At 56.8% G+C, this 19,029-nt stretch carries 19 protein-coding genes; 14 read left to right on the forward strand and 5 right to left on the reverse strand.

The genetic code is table 11. The annotated features are described in order from the left end of the window. Window positions 1-37 precede the first annotated feature (37 nt). The 3 genes from BX591_RS16840 (at window position 38) to BX591_RS36510 (ending at window position 1,723) form a co-directional block, all read left to right on the forward strand. Entirely contained in the window at window positions 38-928 is an 891-nt protein-coding gene (locus BX591_RS16840) for an HAD domain-containing protein (protein ID WP_176343071.1), read from the forward strand. Window positions 929-1,015: 87 nt separating this feature from the next. After that, complete coding sequence (locus tag BX591_RS16845; RefSeq protein ID WP_111932527.1) at window positions 1,016-1,465, forward strand: hypothetical protein; 450 nt, start codon at window positions 1,016-1,018, stop codon at window positions 1,463-1,465. Window positions 1,466-1,552: 87 nt separating this feature from the next. Next, entirely contained in the window at window positions 1,553-1,723 is a 171-nt protein-coding gene (locus tag BX591_RS36510; RefSeq protein ID WP_167444574.1) for a hypothetical protein, read from the forward strand. A gap of 362 nt (window positions 1,724-2,085) precedes the next feature. Here the strand turns inward: BX591_RS36510 and BX591_RS16850 are convergent, their stop codons facing one another. Together BX591_RS16850 and BX591_RS16855 are read right to left on the reverse strand one after the other, a co-directional pair. Next, window positions 2,086-2,391, reverse strand: coding sequence for a hypothetical protein (locus tag BX591_RS16850; protein ID WP_146749776.1), 306 nt, complete (start codon window positions 2,389-2,391; stop codon window positions 2,086-2,088). Window positions 2,392-2,574: 183 nt separating this feature from the next. After that, window positions 2,575-3,222 (reverse strand): hypothetical protein, encoded by a 648-nt coding sequence (locus BX591_RS16855; RefSeq protein ID WP_244146954.1) that lies wholly within the window; start codon window positions 3,220-3,222, stop codon window positions 2,575-2,577. Window positions 3,223-4,202: 980 nt separating this feature from the next. Between BX591_RS16855 and BX591_RS16860 the strand changes: the two genes are divergently transcribed. From BX591_RS16860 to BX591_RS36765, 4 genes are all read left to right on the forward strand, one after another. After that, window positions 4,203-4,958, forward strand: a complete 756-nt coding sequence (locus tag BX591_RS16860) for a HEPN/Toprim-associated domain-containing protein (protein ID WP_146749777.1) — start codon at window positions 4,203-4,205, stop codon at window positions 4,956-4,958. Window positions 4,959-5,034: 76 nt separating this feature from the next. Next, window positions 5,035-5,757: a HEPN/Toprim-associated domain-containing protein gene (locus BX591_RS36515; RefSeq protein WP_167444575.1), complete on the forward strand. Its 723-nt coding sequence runs from the start codon at window positions 5,035-5,037 to the stop codon at window positions 5,755-5,757. A 585-nt stretch (window positions 5,758-6,342) separates the two neighbouring features. Continuing rightward, complete coding sequence (locus tag BX591_RS36760; RefSeq protein WP_111932530.1) at window positions 6,343-6,966, forward strand: hypothetical protein; 624 nt, start codon at window positions 6,343-6,345, stop codon at window positions 6,964-6,966. A gap of 342 nt (window positions 6,967-7,308) precedes the next feature. After that, window positions 7,309-7,887, forward strand: coding sequence for a hypothetical protein (locus BX591_RS36765; RefSeq protein ID WP_176343070.1), 579 nt, complete (start codon window positions 7,309-7,311; stop codon window positions 7,885-7,887). A 135-nt stretch (window positions 7,888-8,022) separates the two neighbouring features. Here the strand turns inward: BX591_RS36765 and BX591_RS16880 are convergent, their stop codons facing one another. After that, the gene (locus tag BX591_RS16880; RefSeq protein WP_111932531.1) at window positions 8,023-8,700 is read right to left on the reverse strand and encodes an H-NS histone family protein; all 678 of its coding nucleotides are present in this window, start codon (window positions 8,698-8,700) and stop codon (window positions 8,023-8,025) included. Between the two features lie 237 nt (window positions 8,701-8,937). Here BX591_RS16880 and BX591_RS16885 point away from each other — a divergent pair, with 237 nt between their 5' ends. After that, window positions 8,938-9,657, forward strand: coding sequence for a GNAT family N-acetyltransferase (locus BX591_RS16885; RefSeq protein WP_111932532.1), 720 nt, complete (start codon window positions 8,938-8,940; stop codon window positions 9,655-9,657). A gap of 437 nt (window positions 9,658-10,094) precedes the next feature. Here the strand turns inward: BX591_RS16885 and BX591_RS16890 are convergent, their stop codons facing one another. After that, window positions 10,095-11,381: a phospholipase D family protein gene (locus tag BX591_RS16890; protein WP_111932533.1), complete on the reverse strand. Its 1,287-nt coding sequence runs from the start codon at window positions 11,379-11,381 to the stop codon at window positions 10,095-10,097. A gap of 484 nt (window positions 11,382-11,865) precedes the next feature. On the opposite strand from BX591_RS16890, the gene BX591_RS16895 reads away from it, so the two are divergent. From BX591_RS16895 to BX591_RS16920, 6 genes are all read left to right on the forward strand, one after another. Next, window positions 11,866-12,795 (forward strand): gamma-glutamylcyclotransferase, encoded by a 930-nt coding sequence (locus BX591_RS16895; protein WP_111932534.1) that lies wholly within the window; start codon window positions 11,866-11,868, stop codon window positions 12,793-12,795. 170 nt (window positions 12,796-12,965) lie between these two features. Next, window positions 12,966-13,478: a hypothetical protein gene (locus BX591_RS16900; protein ID WP_146749778.1), complete on the forward strand. Its 513-nt coding sequence runs from the start codon at window positions 12,966-12,968 to the stop codon at window positions 13,476-13,478. 26 nt (window positions 13,479-13,504) lie between these two features. Beyond that, window positions 13,505-14,527 (forward strand): radical SAM family protein, encoded by a 1,023-nt coding sequence (locus tag BX591_RS16905; RefSeq protein ID WP_276330771.1) that lies wholly within the window; start codon window positions 13,505-13,507, stop codon window positions 14,525-14,527. Further along, window positions 14,524-15,384: a histidinol-phosphatase gene (locus tag BX591_RS16910; RefSeq protein ID WP_208459616.1), complete on the forward strand. Its 861-nt coding sequence runs from the start codon at window positions 14,524-14,526 to the stop codon at window positions 15,382-15,384. The genes BX591_RS16905 and BX591_RS16910 overlap by 4 nt, the downstream gene beginning before the upstream one ends. A gap of 14 nt (window positions 15,385-15,398) precedes the next feature. Beyond that, window positions 15,399-16,553 (forward strand): hypothetical protein, encoded by a 1,155-nt coding sequence (locus BX591_RS16915; RefSeq protein ID WP_208459615.1) that lies wholly within the window; start codon window positions 15,399-15,401, stop codon window positions 16,551-16,553. Then, window positions 16,550-17,356, forward strand: a complete 807-nt coding sequence (locus tag BX591_RS16920) for a glycosyltransferase (protein WP_208459614.1) — start codon at window positions 16,550-16,552, stop codon at window positions 17,354-17,356. The genes BX591_RS16915 and BX591_RS16920 overlap by 4 nt, the downstream gene beginning before the upstream one ends. Here the strand turns inward: BX591_RS16920 and BX591_RS16925 are convergent. Continuing rightward, entirely contained in the window at window positions 17,353-18,759 is a 1,407-nt protein-coding gene (locus tag BX591_RS16925; RefSeq protein WP_208459613.1) for a glycosyltransferase family 9 protein, read from the reverse strand. The genes BX591_RS16920 and BX591_RS16925 overlap by 4 nt on opposite strands. Window positions 18,760-19,029: the final 270 nt, after the last annotated feature.

A 19,029-nucleotide genomic window follows, 5' to 3' on the forward strand; every position in this document is an offset into this window, starting at 1 on the left:
GTCTCGGCTGCAAACCCTGTTAGGTTGGTAGACGCCAATGGATCCTATCCCGTCAAAGAACGATGACAGTTCAAACCCAAACCCGCTTGCGGTGGATCTTCACCAACTTGGGCAACTGGTTCGCGACGCACGCGTTAGGTGTGAGCTCAACATCCGAGACGCAGCCGACGGGATCGGGGTATCACCCCGGGTACTTTCGCGCATCGAAAGCGGCGAGTCCGTTGGGACGGAACGCTTGTTCAAGGTGCTCAAAGATTTCGGCCTTGCCATGCTGGTTATGCCAAAGGGCGATGCCGACGTCGCCTTGGAAGCTCTCGGCCATACCGTGAACTGGTATGACGCCACGGCGCGCCAGTCACCTGCCACGCTGAGCGGTCCAAGGCCGAGCCTTGTACTTGATCGGACGACCCCCACTCTTTTCGTCGACTACGATGGGACGCTTCATGCCGGCCACGCGCTCGTAGATGAAAGCGGCCAGATAGCTCTCGACTCCGGGCGCCGACTATTCGAATTTGCTCCGCTTCTGGTTGAGATACTGGAGCCGTACCCATCCGTAGAAATTGTTCTCACAACTTCGTGGCTGCAAACACTGCCCGCGGAGAAGGTCATTTCGTACCTGCCGGCAGAATTGGTGAGACGCGTAGTCGGCACTACCCAAGGTAGAAAAGCCCGATTCAGCTACTTGCGAGACGGCACTGGGCGCACCGACATAATCACCTGCTATGCATTTGGGAAACGCTTGAAGCATTGGCTGACAATCGATGATTCCGTGCACGGCGCTCACCGTTTCGGATCTGAACCCGGCGAGTTGGTGAGGAACTTCGTGCTTCTCGACTCAACGCGTGGCATCAGCGATGAAGGCGCTCAGCAGCGTATTCGAGATTGGCTGGTCGAGGTACATAAGGACAATTTCACCCAGCGGGGCTAGACAAGTTGATTCAGGCGCAGCAGATCCGCGTATCAGGTCAGCACAGGCTTGCCCATTTCTCAACGCCATATGACGGAGGTACCTCCCATGCTAAGAGTAACAGTCGAACTGTGGCCGGGCGGCCGCGAGAGCGGTAGCCGAGTGTTGGCAACCGCCAACATCGGCCGGATTAAGAATGGCGCGCTCGCAGACTACAAGGTCGAACTGCACGAAGATGTGCAGGGAGAAATAGGCGCAGCGAGCCTGCACGACTATCCACGCTACGCTTCGACCATATGGGACCTGATAGCACGTGCCCTTGCGGTCGCGCTGACTGGGAAGGAGGAACTACCTCCACGCCCACAACAGCTTGATGTTCCTATTCACGCCTCCGATAACACCCCGTATGTGCGGCTTCGGGAGATACCGGAACCTGCGCGAAGCCTGTTCGAAAAGCGCATAGTCTATTCGACACGTCCGGTAATTGAAGAAGACCCGCACCCCATGGATTGTGCGCATGCGTGGGATTGGACCGATTTTCTGGATGGCGGCAGATAGTGCTATGGAACCTGTCTATGACGCTCGTGGTTTGATAGGGATCAGGTACCCGATACGCTGAAGCAACGGCGCCAACGGAGACAACTCATGAGATGGTTTCAACGGTTCGGCGAACGGCTTTTTCGGTTTGTTGAGTCACGGGAAAATGTCGACCGGCTCATCAATAGGCTCGGCAGCGCCGTCATGGCCCTCGGGACTGTAGCCGCTGTTGTTCTCGCAATCGCCATCGTTTTGCCAATGACCGGCCATTGGCATTGACGGACACCTCCTCCTCACTCAACGCTCCCATTCACCATGGCGAAGGTCGAAACGCTGATGCGGCAGTGCCAACGGAGGCAGTCACTGAGCGATTTCACGCCAAGCCGTCGACAGCGTCTGGTCCGTTGCACGCGCGGCAGACCTCAAGATAGTGACAATCGCGGGAGAAACACTTTCATGAGGAACGAGCCCACACAGCTCCGCCCTTCGCGGCAAACTCGAACATCTCTCGCCAGAGCTTGTACTTCTCATGGAACACCTTGTCTCCATCCGCGAGCGGCCGCGCCTGCGCAAGCGGTTCCCAAGTAGCGAAGTCTGCGGCGAGCTTTGCACATGCGACCGTCCCGAAAACACCGCGCCCGCTATATCGAAACAACTCCCGGAACGGCCCCGGGCTCATCCGCGTCGGACCGCCGAAAGTCATAACGGACCAAGTACGCCAGCTTCTCGAGCTGTTCATTAAATGCCATGGTATTGCGGGCGACACTGAACCATTGGTCTTCCTGGAACGCATACACAGCGCCGATGACCAACCCCTCCGTTAACGGTGCCCACTCCGGTTCGGCAGAGATGTCGATGACATCCTCTCGACCCAAACCGTCAAAATCGGCGCCCACCACACCGTCCAGTTTTTTCAACCCTCTACAAGAGACAAACAAAATGCTCATAACCTAACCCCATACAAGTGGGCAACTGGCACCTGAGCGGTTTTTCTAGCCTGTATGGCGACCGGGCTCCGTCGGCCACGTCGACACCAGACGCGACCGCCTTAAATCAGCGCCAGCTCTTCGTCATAAAAAATACGCGACCGGCGGTCGCGTATTTTTTGAGAAAATTGTCGATATGACCTTTCAGATCAAAACGAGCCGTCCGTGAGGCGCCTTAACAACCACCGGCTTTTTCACCAAAGGCTCGTCATAAGCCACTGCCTCGAATTGCTCCGTCAATAACGCGCTCGCAAAGACGTGCTCCAAAGGCACTCCTGGAATATCCGTAGTAGCCTGCAGCGGCACGAAGCCGGTGCTCAAACCCGACATCGCGCGCCAATCGTGAGCGGTTACGACGCGGCGCGGAGCCGCTCGATACTTCTCGTCAGTAAGTGGACCTGGCCCTATGCCCATGGACAGGAACGCAATGTCCCATTTACCTCCCTTATCGATCTTCAACCCGATCGGCACCCGACCGGCGCCACGCCACTTATCGATAGCAGCCCACAGTTCGGGGTCGGTCATTTCGGCAAGCCAATAAAACAGCACGCCGTCAAGTTGCAGTCGGATCGTCATCAGCATGCCGTCCTCAAGCTCTATGTGACCGAAACCAAAATTCCCACGCTCTCCACTGGTTCCGAGACAACGAGCCTCGCTTAGACGTAGAGGAAAAGTCAGAAACGGCATGTCGTCCGGCAAACCAGCAGCCATCTTGGGTCGATCGCCGAATGAGCCGAGCTCTTCCAAACGACCGAGAGCTACGGGGACACGACCGTTGATAATGTTGTTCATACCTTTCACCATTATTTCCATTAGGTTTAATTTGACGCAATCATCGTCACGAATTCCGCGAATCGAGCAGGTTGTGCAACGCCGTCAATGTCAGTCGGTTCACCCGTATTTGATTAACCGCTGCAAACCGGTATAGCGCCGGACTGGCACCATGACCGCAAGAAATCTATGTGGAGGCGAACGTATCCCTGCGACCGATTAAAGGTAACTCGAAGGGTCGCTTCAACAGGATAACTTTGCTTTGACATACTCAGACCTCTGCTCGTCGATGCGTCCGACAGACCATTTATATCATCGTAAAAACGGTCGAGTCCATTCGATTTTCAGAGAATCTTCAGAAACAAAATAGTCTTTTTAAAAAATTCTCTTATTAATTATGTATTTTTCGCAAGATCTCATTTTCGGGCTTTGCCGCCGACCCGGTGTACTCGCAGCCACGTCGGCTTCACTCGCCCCAGCAGGTACATCGGGCCGGCCCTACTGTTGATGAGCGCACCGCGCGGCGGCGACATAGTTTTACTAAGCCGTTCTGCTGCAGCGCTTCCACCGCAGCCTTCGTCGGGTTGACAATCCACGGCGATACCGCAAATTGACACAACACCTGAGCGGCGGAGGACCTAACTAAAATACAGCTCGGTTTTAAGCTAAGTTTTCAAAAAAACGACGCATGATGCATTAACTTACTGCAGCAGTAGAGACACGGTGCAGCGTTGACGCCGGTCCGGCTGCGCCCCGATCTGCTTGCAGTGCGCGGCCAGCTTTTAAAAAATACAACGCAAAAAACCAGGCTATTTCTTAACCAGATATTCGACAAATTGAATTCGAAAATGAATATTCGTCTTTGACGTGAATAAAATCGTCAACTCTTGTGATATCTTTTTACCAAAGCACAAGCGCTCCTAGCTACCGAATTTACAGCAAAGCCCGTTCCGATCACCTATTCGGTTCGTAATCTTCACTATTCTTTAAGTGGTCGCCACATGACAACGAGATGGTTTGCAAATTTCGAAATTGACGGTTATCCATTTGGATGTCAAATGGGCAGATATCAGCGATGGCACTTCGTCAGAAGCGATAGAGTTATCCGCCCGGAAACCAGGGAAAGACACGCACGCTATCAAGCCCGCTACAACCACGTTGAGAATCTCAGCAATTGGCATGAGCCCGACGAGTACCTGTATCTCACTACAGCGGAAATTCTTCGCCAACGCCTGGCAGCAGCGGGCTTTCATCGCACGACGTTGGAACTTGAATTTCTGGAATACCTCCAAGTAGCCTTCAAGTTCCCTCACCCCCGATTCGCCTCTACCCACGAGGAAGGGATAAAGGCAAGAAAAGCGGAAGAGCGCGCAGCAACGATCAGGCGTGCTGGGCTAGATGATTGGTTGTTCGCGTTACGGGTCGTCATGAGCAAAGACCTGACGGTGCACAACAGCCGTATGGAAGACATCGCATATTCAGATCCCAATATCGACATCAATGTGTTGGTTGACGAGACTAGTGGCTTCCTCGGATGGAAAGACATCTCGCCAAGAATCAAACACCTCCTGGGCTTCCCCTGCTTCACTCTGGAATCGATGGCCGTAGCAATGCTGGAGGTTACGGAAGATGACGCTGAGTGCATTCTGGACGTGAGTGATCTTGTCCGTACCAACCGCGCCTACTCCTTCGAGGATCTCGTCGTGGCGAAGAAGAACGCCACACAGTCCAAGGACGTGAGACCCATTCAGCATTAGATGGATGAACGAAGTCGTTTGCAGCTGCAAACGTCCACATCTGCTTCTATAAACCGCTTTCTACGAAAACAATAGTATGACCTTCCGAGCCTATACCCTCATTGATGGCTATCCGATCGCATGGGAATCCGACAATTACGATCGCTGGCTATTTGAACACGACGACCGAATCATTCGGACGCGGCCCAAGGGTCAGCGGCACGAGACGATCCACGCGCTGCCCGAAGATCCGTCGGAATGGATTGAACTCGAAACCGACTACCTCTACGTCACGACCGCTCAGATTCTCCGCAAGCGGCTTGATAGGACCTGGGGTTACAACCGGAGAGAACTGCAAGCTGAATTTAACCGATACAGGAAATTGATACTCGAGCAAGATCCGCCACGATTTTGTTATGGGGAGGGCTTGGTGCACACGATAGCGCTGCCTGAACGGGCGGAGATTTTGAGGGCAACCACTCTTGATGATTGGCTGGCTGGTCTGAAAGAGGTGATTCGCCGACGGTTGACCGCGGTCAATGAACCCATCAAGCTCACGCCGGACAGTCCCAATTCCGACCTCAATAAGCTGGTCGAAATCATAATCGCAGACTACGCTCCGAAAGATTATGACTTGCTTCCGGGGCACCCTCTGTGGGGCTTCCCGTGCCGACGCTTCGAACACTTGGCTGTTGCGGTGCTGGAGGTCGTTCCTGACAATGCCGAGTGTGTGCTGGACGTGACCGAACTTGTCAAGAATGAGTACGCTTACTGTTTCGAGGACCTTATCCTGGCGAACGAAGGTAGTGCGCCTGTTTGACGCCTTGGCGCCTCTTGATTCAGCCACCTCCGCCGTGGCGGCATACCACGGTCAGACCGACGTCGGTCGCGAACGCGCATAGATCCGTTGAGGGCTGCGCGTCGAAACAGCGTTAGGAACAATACAGTAGTATCGACAGCGAAGACTGTTATCCGGCTGCGCTGCTTGGCGTGATCTCACTGTGAGACTTGTCGGTATTCCGTCAAATTCAATTCTTTTCTGAAAGATCAGCCTTTCCGCACCGCCATGGTCGTTCGAGCCGGCTATACCGCTGGCGCGTGAATCATTCACGTCGATAACAGCCTGGCGCTCGAGCAGATACTGATTCGATGGGTCGCCCTTCGTCGTCCGGCACGACTCCCTCGAACGAAAACCTGCAAAGCAACGGGCTGAAATCTCGCCGTCTGTAAGCCAATTCTCCGGGCTTTGAAGATCTCACAGCAAATTTGCTCGTTTTCTTTTCTCACATGCACCTTCGCTCGGGCTATACGGCAGCAGTCCAACAACCGCCCGAGGCAGTCTACGACCGACATTCGTAGACCAGGGCGTTCGATGGCCCGACCACTTAACCAGGCGTAGCCCAAATTGAACAACTCCAACACCAATCCTAAAAAAGCATCTGATCCTGATGCCAATATCGTCAACGCGCTGTTGTCATATATGCACGACTGCGGCTTCGATGAATCGCATCTGACGCCGATGTTCCTCGCACTGACGCTCGAATACGTCTACCAACCTCATCCGAGATTTTGGCGAGACTTCAACGTCACGATCCTGATTGACGCCCTGTCCCGGCATATGCCCAACTGGCGAACGACAGCTGGCATGAGGAGAGGCGGCGCAGACAGACTGTTTCAAAAGCTCGAGCGCATCCTGGCAATCAACTCATTCGACGAAGCGAACGCCGAGATGCTGCTGGCTCTGCAAGTCGTAGAACGACCGGAAACCCCTTCCTCCGCGTTCGCATGGATTGCTGCCGAGCTCGCGAAAAGAGGGGCGACGGTGCACCTCGAGTTCGCGCAACCAGACGATGAGCGCTGCGGCGAAAAGGCACTCGACGTTGTGTATTGCCTTGAGCAGGCAAAGCTGGGAAATGCCGTCGAGCGTACTGGAACTATCGTGGCCAAGGCCTATCGAGACGCCGTGATGAAACGCCACTCTCTTCGCGAGGGTTCCACACGTCAAGCAGTGTCCGCGGCGGACGTGTAATCAATGGCTTACCAAGCAGGACCGTGCTCGTGGACCGTCGCTGTCTCCAAGCAGTCGGATGCTGACATGCGAGTCTCGCCAAGCAGAACGCGGCCGTGCCACCACGTTGTTGGGTTTCCCGCGTACAACGCGTCAGTCTTCATGTCTGCGTTGCTATGAGCCTGGAGCCGTCAGGGCGAGCAACGCCGTCGGAATCTCACTGTGAGACTTGTCGGTATTCCGTCAAATTCAATTCTTTTCTGAAAGATCAGCCTTTCCGCATCGCCATGGTCGTTCGAGTCGGCTATACGGCTGGCGCGTGAACCATTCACGTCGATAACCCATGACGCGGAGTAACTTAAAATGCATATCACCGGTGAGAACCTGGCGACGACTGACAACGCTCACTCGAAAACGGTCGACCTGCTCGTCGACTACATCACGGACTGCGAATTCGACGAGTCGTGTCTGAACAAGGGAAACCTCGAGATGGCTATGGAATATTGCTACCAGCCGCATCCAAGATTTTGGCGGGACTTCAGCGCAACAATCGTCGCCGATGCAGTGGCGCGACTCTTCCCTGACTGGATTTCCGCCCCGGGAGACGCCAACCGCAGCGGCAATGGGCTGATGCGCGAGGTGAGAGAAATCTTGCGAGTCAACGCTTTCGACGAAGAGAACGCGGAAATGATTGCCGCCGTGCCAATGCGCGAGCGCCCTGCAGACCGGGTCGCAGCGTCCGAATGGATCTGCGGTGAATACCGTCGCAGAGGGCAGATTTCGGAATTGGAGTTCGCTCAGAGAGATGGCAAACGTTGTGGAGAGGGCGCGTTGATCGTCCTCGAGTGCGTGGAAAAGGCGCGAGCAGGGATACCGTTCACGCGGATTGGTACCAGAGTAGCGCGCTCGTATCGGGACGCAATGCTGGATGCCAGGAGATGAAAGGCGCCGAAACCGTTCGCATGAGCCGACGCACAGACGATGGCAGTCGGTTGGATACGAGCAGGACGGGGGCGCCCTGCTCGTCGAACCCACGAGCGATCGCTCGCCCTCAACGAAACATCAGACCGCAGTCGCTTAAACCGCCGCGCCGTTCGTCGGCGAGGACGCTTGCGCGGGAGACTCTGCAGGCGCGGCGACTTTCTTGGCAACAGCTTTCTTCGCCGCCGTCGCATTCTTCTTTGCCGCGACTTTTTTGGCCGCGACCTTCTTCGCCGAAACCTTCTTTACCACAGTCACCTTTTGCTCCGCAGCACCCGCACCAGCAATCAGAAACGCCGTTCGATCCTTGGCGCTCGCCAGCCATGCCGGAGCCGGACCTCGTCCGCTCCACGTCGCTCCAGTTTTCGGGTCGCGATATTTCGGCTCCTGCGGCCCACGAACATAATTTCCGGCGTTGGCCACCTTCTTGGCAGTGGTCGACGTGCCTTCCGAGTCGCTATCAGTCAAAAACTTACTGCGGTCCTTCACATTAGCAATCCAGGCTGGTGCACGACCGTGTCCGGTCCACGTTGCTCCCGTCTTAGGATGACGATACTTTGCCGCCGCAGACGTTGCCGCAACCTTAGTACCTGCCGGTTTGCGCCCGCGCCCTTTTCCATCAACATGCGCGTCAATGTCGGCTGTGGTCAGACCGTGCTTTTCCATAAGCTCGCGAATTTTCGCGATGACTGTCGACGACTGCTTCTTTGCAATTGCTTCGGCTTGCGCCTGCAACTTGGCGATCTTTGCTTGCAGGTTTTCGAGTGTGGCCATTATTGCTCCTCTTTCGTCGTGGTAACGGCCGCACTATGCCACATTGAACTCACTGCCGGAAAGCACATGTACTGAAACGACTACCGAGTCTGTCACTGCGTTTGAGCAACAGGCAGCGAAGCATCCACTGTTTTGATCCCGTAAAATCTTACCTAACGGTAAGATCGAAGATACGTTGTCGGCGTCCACAGTGACTGATATCTGTCAACCTCATGAACTGGCGATTGGAGATCTCGTATGCGTCATGACACTAAGGATGCTCTCTTCAGGAAGTTACTATCTGTTCCGCTGCAATTGCATTTACAGCCAACCTTCGTTCTATCCGATGACCACCTGACAGGTCAACCGGTTTGGGATGACATAGTCATCTACGTAGAACCCCCAAACGCCCCGGGGCTGAAACAAGTCATATCGAAACTGCGACGCCGGATGCGAGCGGCCGCTCCACACGAGAAAATCGAACAAGGTCACACACAACTTAATGGGAACGGACTCCGCGCGGGGAGGAAGACGCAGTCCGCATCCTCAGACATTCGACTAGAAGACGACCAATTTCCACAGCTCATGGCTGAGGTGTGCTATCGACTGATCGTAACCGACCGCCTGACACCCGTTGGCTACTGCACGTTTTGCATTCAAATCTCCCATTGGCAGGATGTGGAAGTCGACCTCGACGAAGTATGGCTCGCCCGAGATTATCGGGGCAAAGGAATTGGCCAAGCCATGGCCGAAAAGGTTGCAGATATCACAATCTTCACACTGGAAGAGCTTGACGCGCGGGTGAGAGAGAATTCGAGGAGACAACTTAGGCTCAACGTAAACGTCGGCGGCGACGTTTACTCACGCTCGGGCGAGTCATTCGTGAGATGCACCTGCGACGCTCTGATAGTCGGTGCGGACTTTACGGATTGGCATGCGCTCAGGTTCACCCGATTCGACTATGACGCTCGCTGGTGATAACCGTACTGTTCCTTGAAGGAAGTAGGCGCGTGCGTAGGTCTATGTACCACACGCCAAGACGGCAAAACGCCCTTCTAGCCGTGACCGTCAACCCGCACTCGCGCCCCTTCTTCGTCGTCCATGACGACTAACACAACCCGCAGTATCGACAACGACGAACACGGAAAATGCCTGATGACCCACGTGCTACTCCCGCTTGACCGACCAGAAGCGTGGCCCGCTTCACTGGGGTCTCTCCTATGCGGTCTCTACGAATTGTTTCTAATCTGGCAGAACACCCCTTGGAAGATGAACCCGCAAGACTATGACCGAGCAATCAACGGCCACATGACATTGTTTTGCGGGTCGGTATTGACGACCGTCAATATACGGGAATCGCAGGAGCGCCGGCGACGGCTGGGGCCAGCCGTGGGAACCGCCCCAGCCCGGCCGTATTACGCCGATGGCGGTCGGTAGGACGGATCGGCCTCGAACAGGTTGAAGCGCGCGCAGTCGAGGTCGTTCTTGTTGAACAAGGGTGCGAAACGCGGTTCGAGCATGATGCTTTCGAACGACAGGCGCAGCGCCCCGTGTTTCGCGAGAGTGACGGGCGGATACGTCTCTAACAGGCCCTCAATCGTTGTTTTCACGTACTTCTTCGAAAGCGAAATGTCCATCGCCTCACGGATGCGCGCGCCGAATTCACGGACCAGCGCGTCGGGTGAGACGGTGGCCGTGCCGAGCGCCTCAGCCGATTCGGGTGTGCGGGCGGCGGTGGCGGCTTGCCGCGCGGCCTCGCTCAGTGCACGCAGGAACGCGGGTAGGCGCGGCAGCGTGCGATCGACCGACCAGGTTTCATGATTGTCGAGAAATTCCGGGAATTCGCCCGAGTTCAGCACGGCATACAGCGCATGCACCGCCGCGTCGGTGATCTCGAACGGCGGAGGGAGCTCGGCCCGGCCGGTTCGCTCGACAGCGACCTTCGTATAGGGCGCTTCCTGCGCGCCCCCCTCGACCACCTCGTCGACATGCAGCCAGTATGGGCGGTAGCGTTCGTCCGGGTGCCCGTCGCCGCGTGGCGTCCAGCACAGAATCCAGCGGTCGGGCCGCACCATATCGGATTCGAGGAACGACAGCGTGTTGTTGACCGTCCTAGGCGAGACGATCTGATCGGTGTAAGTGATGTCGCCGAGCACCCAGCACACGTAAATTTCATCGGCGGACACCGGTCGGTAAGCGTCCAGAGCTATGGCCTGCGCATCGTTGCGAATCACACCCTGCTTGATCGCGCGATCCCAAAGCGCGCGAAGTTCAGCCAGGCGCGCGAGTTTGGTCGCAGTAGTCGGATAGGCCATGGCCGCCTGCCGCCGGTAGTCATCCAGCCGCGCGCGCAGCTCGGCTAGCGCCCGCGCATCCTCGACGAGGAACCCTGCTTCCTGGAGGCCTTCGGCGCTCAGGCCGTTAGCCGTCAGGTTGAAGCTGCCGACCGCCGCACCGCGCTCTCCGAGGTAAATCTTGGCATGCAAGTTGTCGAGGAAATGGACGTGCTCCCAGCCGATCGCCTCGGCGATCTCGACGATTGCGGCAGGATTGGTGCCGACAGTCGGCGACAGTACGATATCGTGGAGCCTCTCGGGAACGATATAGGTTTTCCAATCGATGCCGACGTAGGCGACTGCAATCTGGCTCGGTGAAATCTCGCGCAGCCCGCGCTGAATGTCGCTGCCGTGAACGAACTTCATGGTTGTGGGACCCCGTATGGCTCAACGTGTTGTCGTGGTGGCCTCGATGGGCCTGTCGCCGATCGTCATCAGCATGCGACGCGCGCGGGGGGCCCCCGCGAGGTCGATGCCGTCAGTCACCCTGACGAAGGGCTGACGACGTGCGATGCGACTGACACGATACCTTACTGCGGTGCCGTTCCCAACGGCAGCCAGAGACTGCAACCTGAGATGTCGATTGGGTGGCCGCTTTGGGATCGCCGCTAACATTCGAATGTCAGAGCGGGCCGTCCGGTGGACGACTCAAGATGGCCGCGTGCCGACTCAAGCAATACGCATACTTACCCTGGCCTTGCACGACTACGATCGGCAGCACGCGCCCCACTCCGGTCAACCGCTGTCCGCCAGCGAACATCCGCTACCGACAGCAAACTTGCCGCAATAGGCTTTTGTGCGAACATCGCAGTAGAAAGTAGCCCCCTAACGAAGCGAAACGTAAATTGCGATGAGCGATAAAACCAATGACGATAAGCAGGAACCGGACTGCACTTTGCCGCCGGACCATCCGTTACCTGCGGACCAATTGGGCCGGTACAGTCCCGAACGCGACTACTATGCGGAGAAGGACATTGCTGATTACGTGGAGAGTCAAGCGCGCGACGAGACCGTGCAAAATGTGGAACGGATTAAGACTGATTACGTAATGGGCCGGCCTTACGAGATGTGGGATGTCACTAGCGACAAAGATCGCTGGTGGGTCATCACCAATCCGACGAACTTGTATTCGCAGCGCCACTTCCCGAGCCTCGATTACACACTGTCATTTCATGTCGGTCTAATGATGCGCGTCGCGAGCCACAGCGAGCGCGCCGGCGAACCGGAACCGACGCCCTTTGACGAAGTTTTTCGTCGGCAGAACCAAGCCACGGACCTGTTGGCGCGAGCGGTGGAGGCCGTCGACTTGCAGGCTGTCGGCATGCAACTTCGCGAATGCCTAGTTTCACTGATCGTCGCTGTCCGGCGTCGTATCGAGGTAACCGTTGATGGCGAGCGCCCCAAAGATGCCGATGTCGTTGGATGGAACAGGCTCTTGACGGGACAATTGTGTCCGGGGGAGAAAAATGACGAACTTCGCAATTATCTGAGAGCTGTAACCGAGAAGGCTTGGCCGCTTGTTAACTGGCTGACGCATCACAGGAATGCCAACAAGACCGCCGCTATTATCGCCGTCGATGCAGTCGATGGCATTGTAAAACACTATGCCCGATTGCTCAGCCGTGAGCGCACGGATCGTATCGACCAGTGCCCGCACTGTAAATCACGCAATATCCGCACTTTTTTTGAAATTGAAATCGGGCCGAGCGGCGAGTATTTCGAGGCCTGCGGCGAATGCGACTGGGATAGTCACCCGGGGCACACGGATGAAAATGTGTAGCCTTAAAAAGTGCCGCTGTCGATAGTTGACACAGTTCGGTGCCTTAGCTATTACCTTCTCTTTGAGGGGGCAATTTGGTCTTCGTTATTGGACGATCGCGATCGAGCGATGATTGACCCCAACTGGCCGATGGTAACCTGTAAATATCTCTCCAGCAAACGGATACAAAGATGAAGGCTCTTTTCGTTGGCGCAGGCGCATCATATGAGTGCGGTATGCCGTTGGTGGGCGAACTGACCAATTGCATACGGTTTAACCTCCTCAAGCGGCTGGATGGCAAGCTCTTTGACTTTCGTGCCGATCCGGCATATCGCGAGACATTTAAGAGCATCTTATCCGACACCAATCTCCATTACGAGCAGATGGTCGGCGTGCTGGAGGACACGCTTTTCGCTGGGAAAGGCAAGCCACAAGTCGTTCAAAATGTCACTTCCCAGATTCTCGAATGCATTCAGCTTCTGTTGTTAGAAGACCAAGTGAATACGAGTGCCTTGTTTGCTAGCAAAGTGAAGGACTACGTTGGTATCGCCGCGCTGGCGGATCAGCAGCCCGGGCTGCACGTTTTTAGCTTGAATCATGACGTGAACTTCGAGGAGATTTGCAAATACCACGGCGTTCCATACCGAGATGGTTTCGGTCTAAGTGTCACAACAGGCTTGAGGCGCTCTGTCGCTTCGCGTTAAAAATAACAAGGTAACCACGAATGAACATGAGGGGCCACCTTCTTTACATCGATATCACGCAGATATGCGGTATCGGATGTGCATTTTGTATGTATGCGGACAAACACATGTCGGGGACGAGCATGGAGTTGTCACCCCGAGCCATCGAGAACCTTGCGTCGCTGATCAATTCGCCGGACGTAAAGCGAATATCTATCAGCGGGGAAGGCGAGCCGCTCAATAACGTCAAGGTATTCCATCAGATCCTCGCGCTTTCCCGTGGCGGGAAGGCCTTCGAATTCATCACCAGTGGCTTTTTCCCCCACGACAAGCTGGAGACTTTCTACGAGCGCACCCATGTCCAAGTCACGGCAAATGGCGACACCTGCAACATCCGGCTCAGCTCCGATTCGCATCACATCGAGAAGATCAGGCACCGCCCCCATGGATTCAGTATCGCCTACCTGAAAAATCAAAAACCGGATGGGCTGACGTTCTCCTTCCGGTCGGTCGATACAGATCGAGCCTTCACACAAGGCTACCTGGTAGAAGAGCTTTCCCGCTGGGGCCTCGACGCAACGATCGAAACGCGAGGCGCACTTGAAGATGCGTTAATCGTCGACGGCCAGACCTTTGGCGTGGACTACAAAAATCTCGTCCATCCGGCGCCGGGCACGCCGCCTGGCTATCTGGATCTGAAGGGGTACATCTCGGCGATCGAAGAGAAAACCCAGAAACCGTTTACGCTCGGCAGCATCAACAAGGCACCGCTCGAAAACGGCTTGGACGTGACGGTCAAACCGAATGGCGACGTGTTCTTTTACGGCATCGAGATTGAGCGCCTGGGAAACATTCATATCGATGGCATCGACTGGGAACAGCTCTCCCGACATGTCGCTCAGACACCGCTGATCCGCGCGCTTTATACGCGCCCGTTTATCGATCTCGTCGGGCGGCTGGAGCACGACGAGCTCACGCAGTCGATCCTGACGACTGTGAATAACCCCTATTGGGTGGTCAAGGCCATGGCCAGTCACGACGGAGTTCTCGAAAAAATGATTGCATCATGATGATCGACTGCCACGTCCACACTTTCTATTCGAAGCACGCGACCGGCACTGTAGACGAGGTCGTGCGCGCCGCGCTAGCCAAAGGGGTGAACGTCCTTACGTTCACGGACCATGCTCCTTTCCACGTCGACAGTCTGAACCGGTTGCTCGAAAGCGAGCTGGATCAGTACTTCGATGACATCGAGCGCGCCCAGACCGAGTACCGCGGACAGATCAAGATCCTGCGCGGGTTGGAACTGGACTACCTCCCGGGCGCCAGCGACTACACAGCGCGGATGCTGGCCCGATACGATCTCGATTTCGCCATCGGTTCGATTCACTACATTTCGATGGCCAACGGCGACGAGGTCAAGGTCTGGGAACTCGCACGCCTGAATAACCCAGCGGTGCTCAAGCGGTATTTTTCCACGCTGGCCGAATTGCTGGAATGCGGGCTGTTCGACGCGGTGGGCCACGCCGACACCCTTTTGCGGGGCGTGTCTAGCCCCGTCGTGCATCGGTACGTGGAACCGCTTCTGCCGGCATTCGCGCGCCACAACATCGCATTCGAACTCAACGCTTCAGGGCTGCGCAAGACGACGCTGGACCTCAGTGCCGGGCGGGAAGTCCACGGCAAGTGGTCATACCCCTCATTGTCGCTGTTGCCTCTGCTGCTTCGTGCGGGAGCGGCTTTCACCATTGGGTCGGACTCACACACGCCAGAAGACGTGGGCGCCGGCGTACAGGAGGTGGTCGATGCCCTGATTCCGCTGGGCCTCAAGACAGTCAGTTACTTCGAAGGCCGCCAGCGGGTCGACATACAGGCCGCGTCTTTGACGACGCCCCGTCCATCACACCCCGCCGATCCACAACAATGAGCATGAGCCTTATCTTGAACACCGAATCTGCAACGCGGGCCAAACCTTACGCGAAATCGAACCCCGCAGATTGGATGGAAATCCGCCGCAGCCCGGACAAGTCCAAGCTCGACCATTTCCAGGATGCACTCAGTCCGGGCCGCCACGAGGACGTAAAAGGGGGATTCCGCTCGTTTGCCGCCGAGCTGCTGGAGCGTGGCCTGATCTCCATGCGCCTGTACGTGTCTGTCTTTGGCGGGGAGGCGCTCCATCACATCACGCATGACGACGACAAAGTCTTCCGCCACATGGAGACAGGCGAGGATGCAGGCGAACTCACGGCAATCTATAGCCGCGCCAAATACGGGAGCATCGCCGGTATCCGGCATTTGGCCGGGCTGATTGTCGAGCACCTGAGCCAGGCACTGGACGCCCCAGACAGTCAGTGGAGCCGCCTCTTCAACGAGGCGCGGATCAACGGCGACAGTGTCGTTCTGATGACCACGGGCTGGCGCAACGTGCCCTCGACGGCTAACGTGCTCTACGGGATCGTGGTCGACCACATCAATCTGAAGCTGGCGCACCTCGGCCTGCCAACGATCATTAACGTGAAGCTGCCCCGAATCGCCCCGCCCTGCGAGAACTACGCCTCTCTCAGCACCGAAGAGCGCGAACGCGTGAACCTCGTACAGGACCATGTCATTCCAGCTGCCAATTTTTATGCCTGGTCCTCGGTTCACGTGATTTTCGGCGACGACGTACTCGTCACAGGTTCAACGGCCGACAAGGTCTTCGCCGAATCGATGCGCAATGGCGCCAAGTCCTTCCGGGCGATCTACCCCATTGCCATCGACCCCAGGTTTGCGCTGAACGATGCGACGATCGAGGAGTGCCTGAATACGGTTGCCGTCACTGGCGAGCTCGACAGCACGATAGCCGCCATACTCTCGGACCCGGACTACCAGCCGATCCTGCGCACTATTCGACTGGTCTTCTCAGGGGGCAACCACGCCTCCTTCGCCGGCTTCCTGCGGCAAGTGCCATCAGCATGCTGGCTGCGTCTCTACATGTCAGCGCTCGGTAACGAGTTTCTACGGCAGGACGACATTAGGCCTTCGCTGCTGAAGCTGCGCGCGTTCCTTACGGAGCGTGGACTCCTGAACCTGGACGGCATGACGGTGGCACGGTGAGCTCATCCGAACGTCAGGCTGCGCGCTACGTGAGCTACTGGGAGACAGCGCCCGGCACATCCATGCCGCCTTATGTCGCGTTGGCGGTCGTGTCAATGCAGCGCGCCCTAGGTAGCGCGTTCCAGTTGCTGACGCCCCGGTCTGTGCCTGGGTTGATTGGTACGGATTTCCTGCGAAAATCCTGGGACTTCGAGCCGCTAGGATTCGAAATGATTAGCGAAATCAAAACGATCGTAGCCAAGAGTGACTACATCCGGATGGCGTACGTATATCGACATGGCGGGGTCTGGCTCGATGCCGACACCTTGCTCTTTCGCGATCCGACCATGTCGCTGTTTCCGGAAGGCTTGACGTTCAATCTGCACTGGTATAGCGAAGCCCTGTTTGCCTCGCAAAAGGGTAACGCGCTGCTCGGACGGGCAGTCAATGCGGCGTTGAGTCAGAAAGTGCACCCTTGGGGCAACCCGGGTGGAATCAAGGCGCTCGTGGCATGTGCCCCGGAGCAATTGTCCATCATCCCCGCCAGTGTCTTGGACCCTGGCTATCGACCGCTTTACAACTTCTCGACCTGTGACGTCATGAGGCGCCGCGACATCGCGGTGGACGAATTCATCACCGCGCCAAATGTTGATATTCTGAAGCTCTACAACACCTACTTTACGAGGACGAGCACGCGTCAGTGTTCGGTGGAGCAGTTCCTCTGCGAGGAGACCCTGCTGGCCAGGTTATTCCTCCACATCGAGGCCGATCCGTCCTACTGGATCGACCGGACAGATATGCTCATGGCGCAATGCGCAACTTAGGCAGTGCAAATGGTTCCAGTCGTCCCGACCTCTATCGCGCTCGACCTGATATGCAGGCGACAGTCCGTCTCCCGGGCAAGATCGAGCGGCTTCGCAATCAGCTCATGAATCGTCGGCGTACTCCGGTGTGGGGACCCGTGCGCAACGTAGAGCCAAGCTGGAAAGCGTCTTCCCGACCCGACAAGCTCCAGTTCGACGCGGACCAGGTCGAAAACTTCCCGTGTTCTTCCACTGGGGGTCCATGCTAGCGGAGGGGTGCGATGGTCCGGCTCTCGCACGTGCAGCGCGCGGTCCAGTTGCAGGTTGATAGTACCCGGGTGGCACTCGGCCACCTCTGGAAAGGTGGCACTGATCAAGGGGAGTTGGCGGGATAGCGTCCCGCTTGCAACCCCGAGACCCCGAACAAGACGCGCGGCGACCGTGATGCCCGGTTGCACCGGTGCAGAGGCCACGCCTAGATCGCGAACTGCCTCGACCACCGCCGACGATGAGAACTCGTTCATGTCCTTTGCACCGGTCAGCCTGTAGCGCCGCACGTCCTGATGGCTAATGACCACGCGAGTGGTGCAGGAAGCAGGCGGTAGCCATGGGTTCGGCTCCTCCCCCATCTCAGGGTAGATAGCCACCAAGTTCTTGCCCAGGCCCACGGCCATATGAACGATGGCCGTATCGACGGTGATGGTGATTCGCGATGCACTCACCGCAGCAACTGCATGCCTGGGCGTCTCAATGCCATCGAGTGCCTTCACGTTGGGACGCCCGACTTGGACCTCGAGCTGCTTCGCTGCCTGGCGCGTAGGCAAGCTGCTGAGAATGCCAATTGTGAAACAAGGGTAGGTGTCCGCCAGGGTGCCCAACAATTCCACGGCCTTAGTGGTGGCGAGGGATTTGTCTGCGCGACTGCCGTAGGGGTTTAAGACGATGTCCGCAGTGCCGATGCCCATCGCGCCTGCGGTTGAGGGCGACGGAACGATATAGCCCGTCTGCACCGCCAGTAGACCGAGGCTCTGCAGTACGCGCGCGTACTTCTCCACGAAAAGCAGGTCCTTGGTGCTTGCGCCCAATTTGTGGCTTACCAGACGCAGCGCGTCGTCCAGGGAATAGACACGTGTCGCGTTCAGTCGCGAGAGAAAGAAGATTTCTCTAGGCTGAATACGCCCTACCAGGTGCACCACGACATCGACGGTGCCCAGCTCGCGGCGAACGCGTAGCAACTCGCGGAAACCGGGACGTGCGCGAGTGACAATGACCCGGTCTACACCGAAGTCCTCCCGATGCATTTCCTCTAGCTCGGCGACGGTGACAACGGTGACTCGCATCTCAGGGAGCTTGCGGACCTCGCGGTAAAAGGGCGACGAAACAATGGCATCGCCCAGCTTTGCATCCCAGCGCAGTACGACCACGTGGCCGGCTGTTCGCATAGCCGCCCGGGCGGGTGAACGATCGAAAAGCGCTCGGATTAGGCCTCGTGCAATGCTGGCCAGCGCCCTCCGTAGGCGAGTCATCGTGCCCCCTGTGTAAAGGTTGCGCTGCCGGCCAGCCGGGAATCGCGCCTGAAAACGCAGACACGTCGACGAATTCCAAGTCCGAACGCTAGCGGATTAATGTAAGACCGTCCATCGGTTGCGCCCATGCATGACGCACAGGCTGGCACAGGATCTCTGTTCTATGCG

This window comes from Paraburkholderia bryophila (assembly GCF_003269035.1).
GTDB classification, from domain to species: Bacteria; Pseudomonadota; Gammaproteobacteria; order Burkholderiales; family Burkholderiaceae; genus Paraburkholderia; species Paraburkholderia bryophila.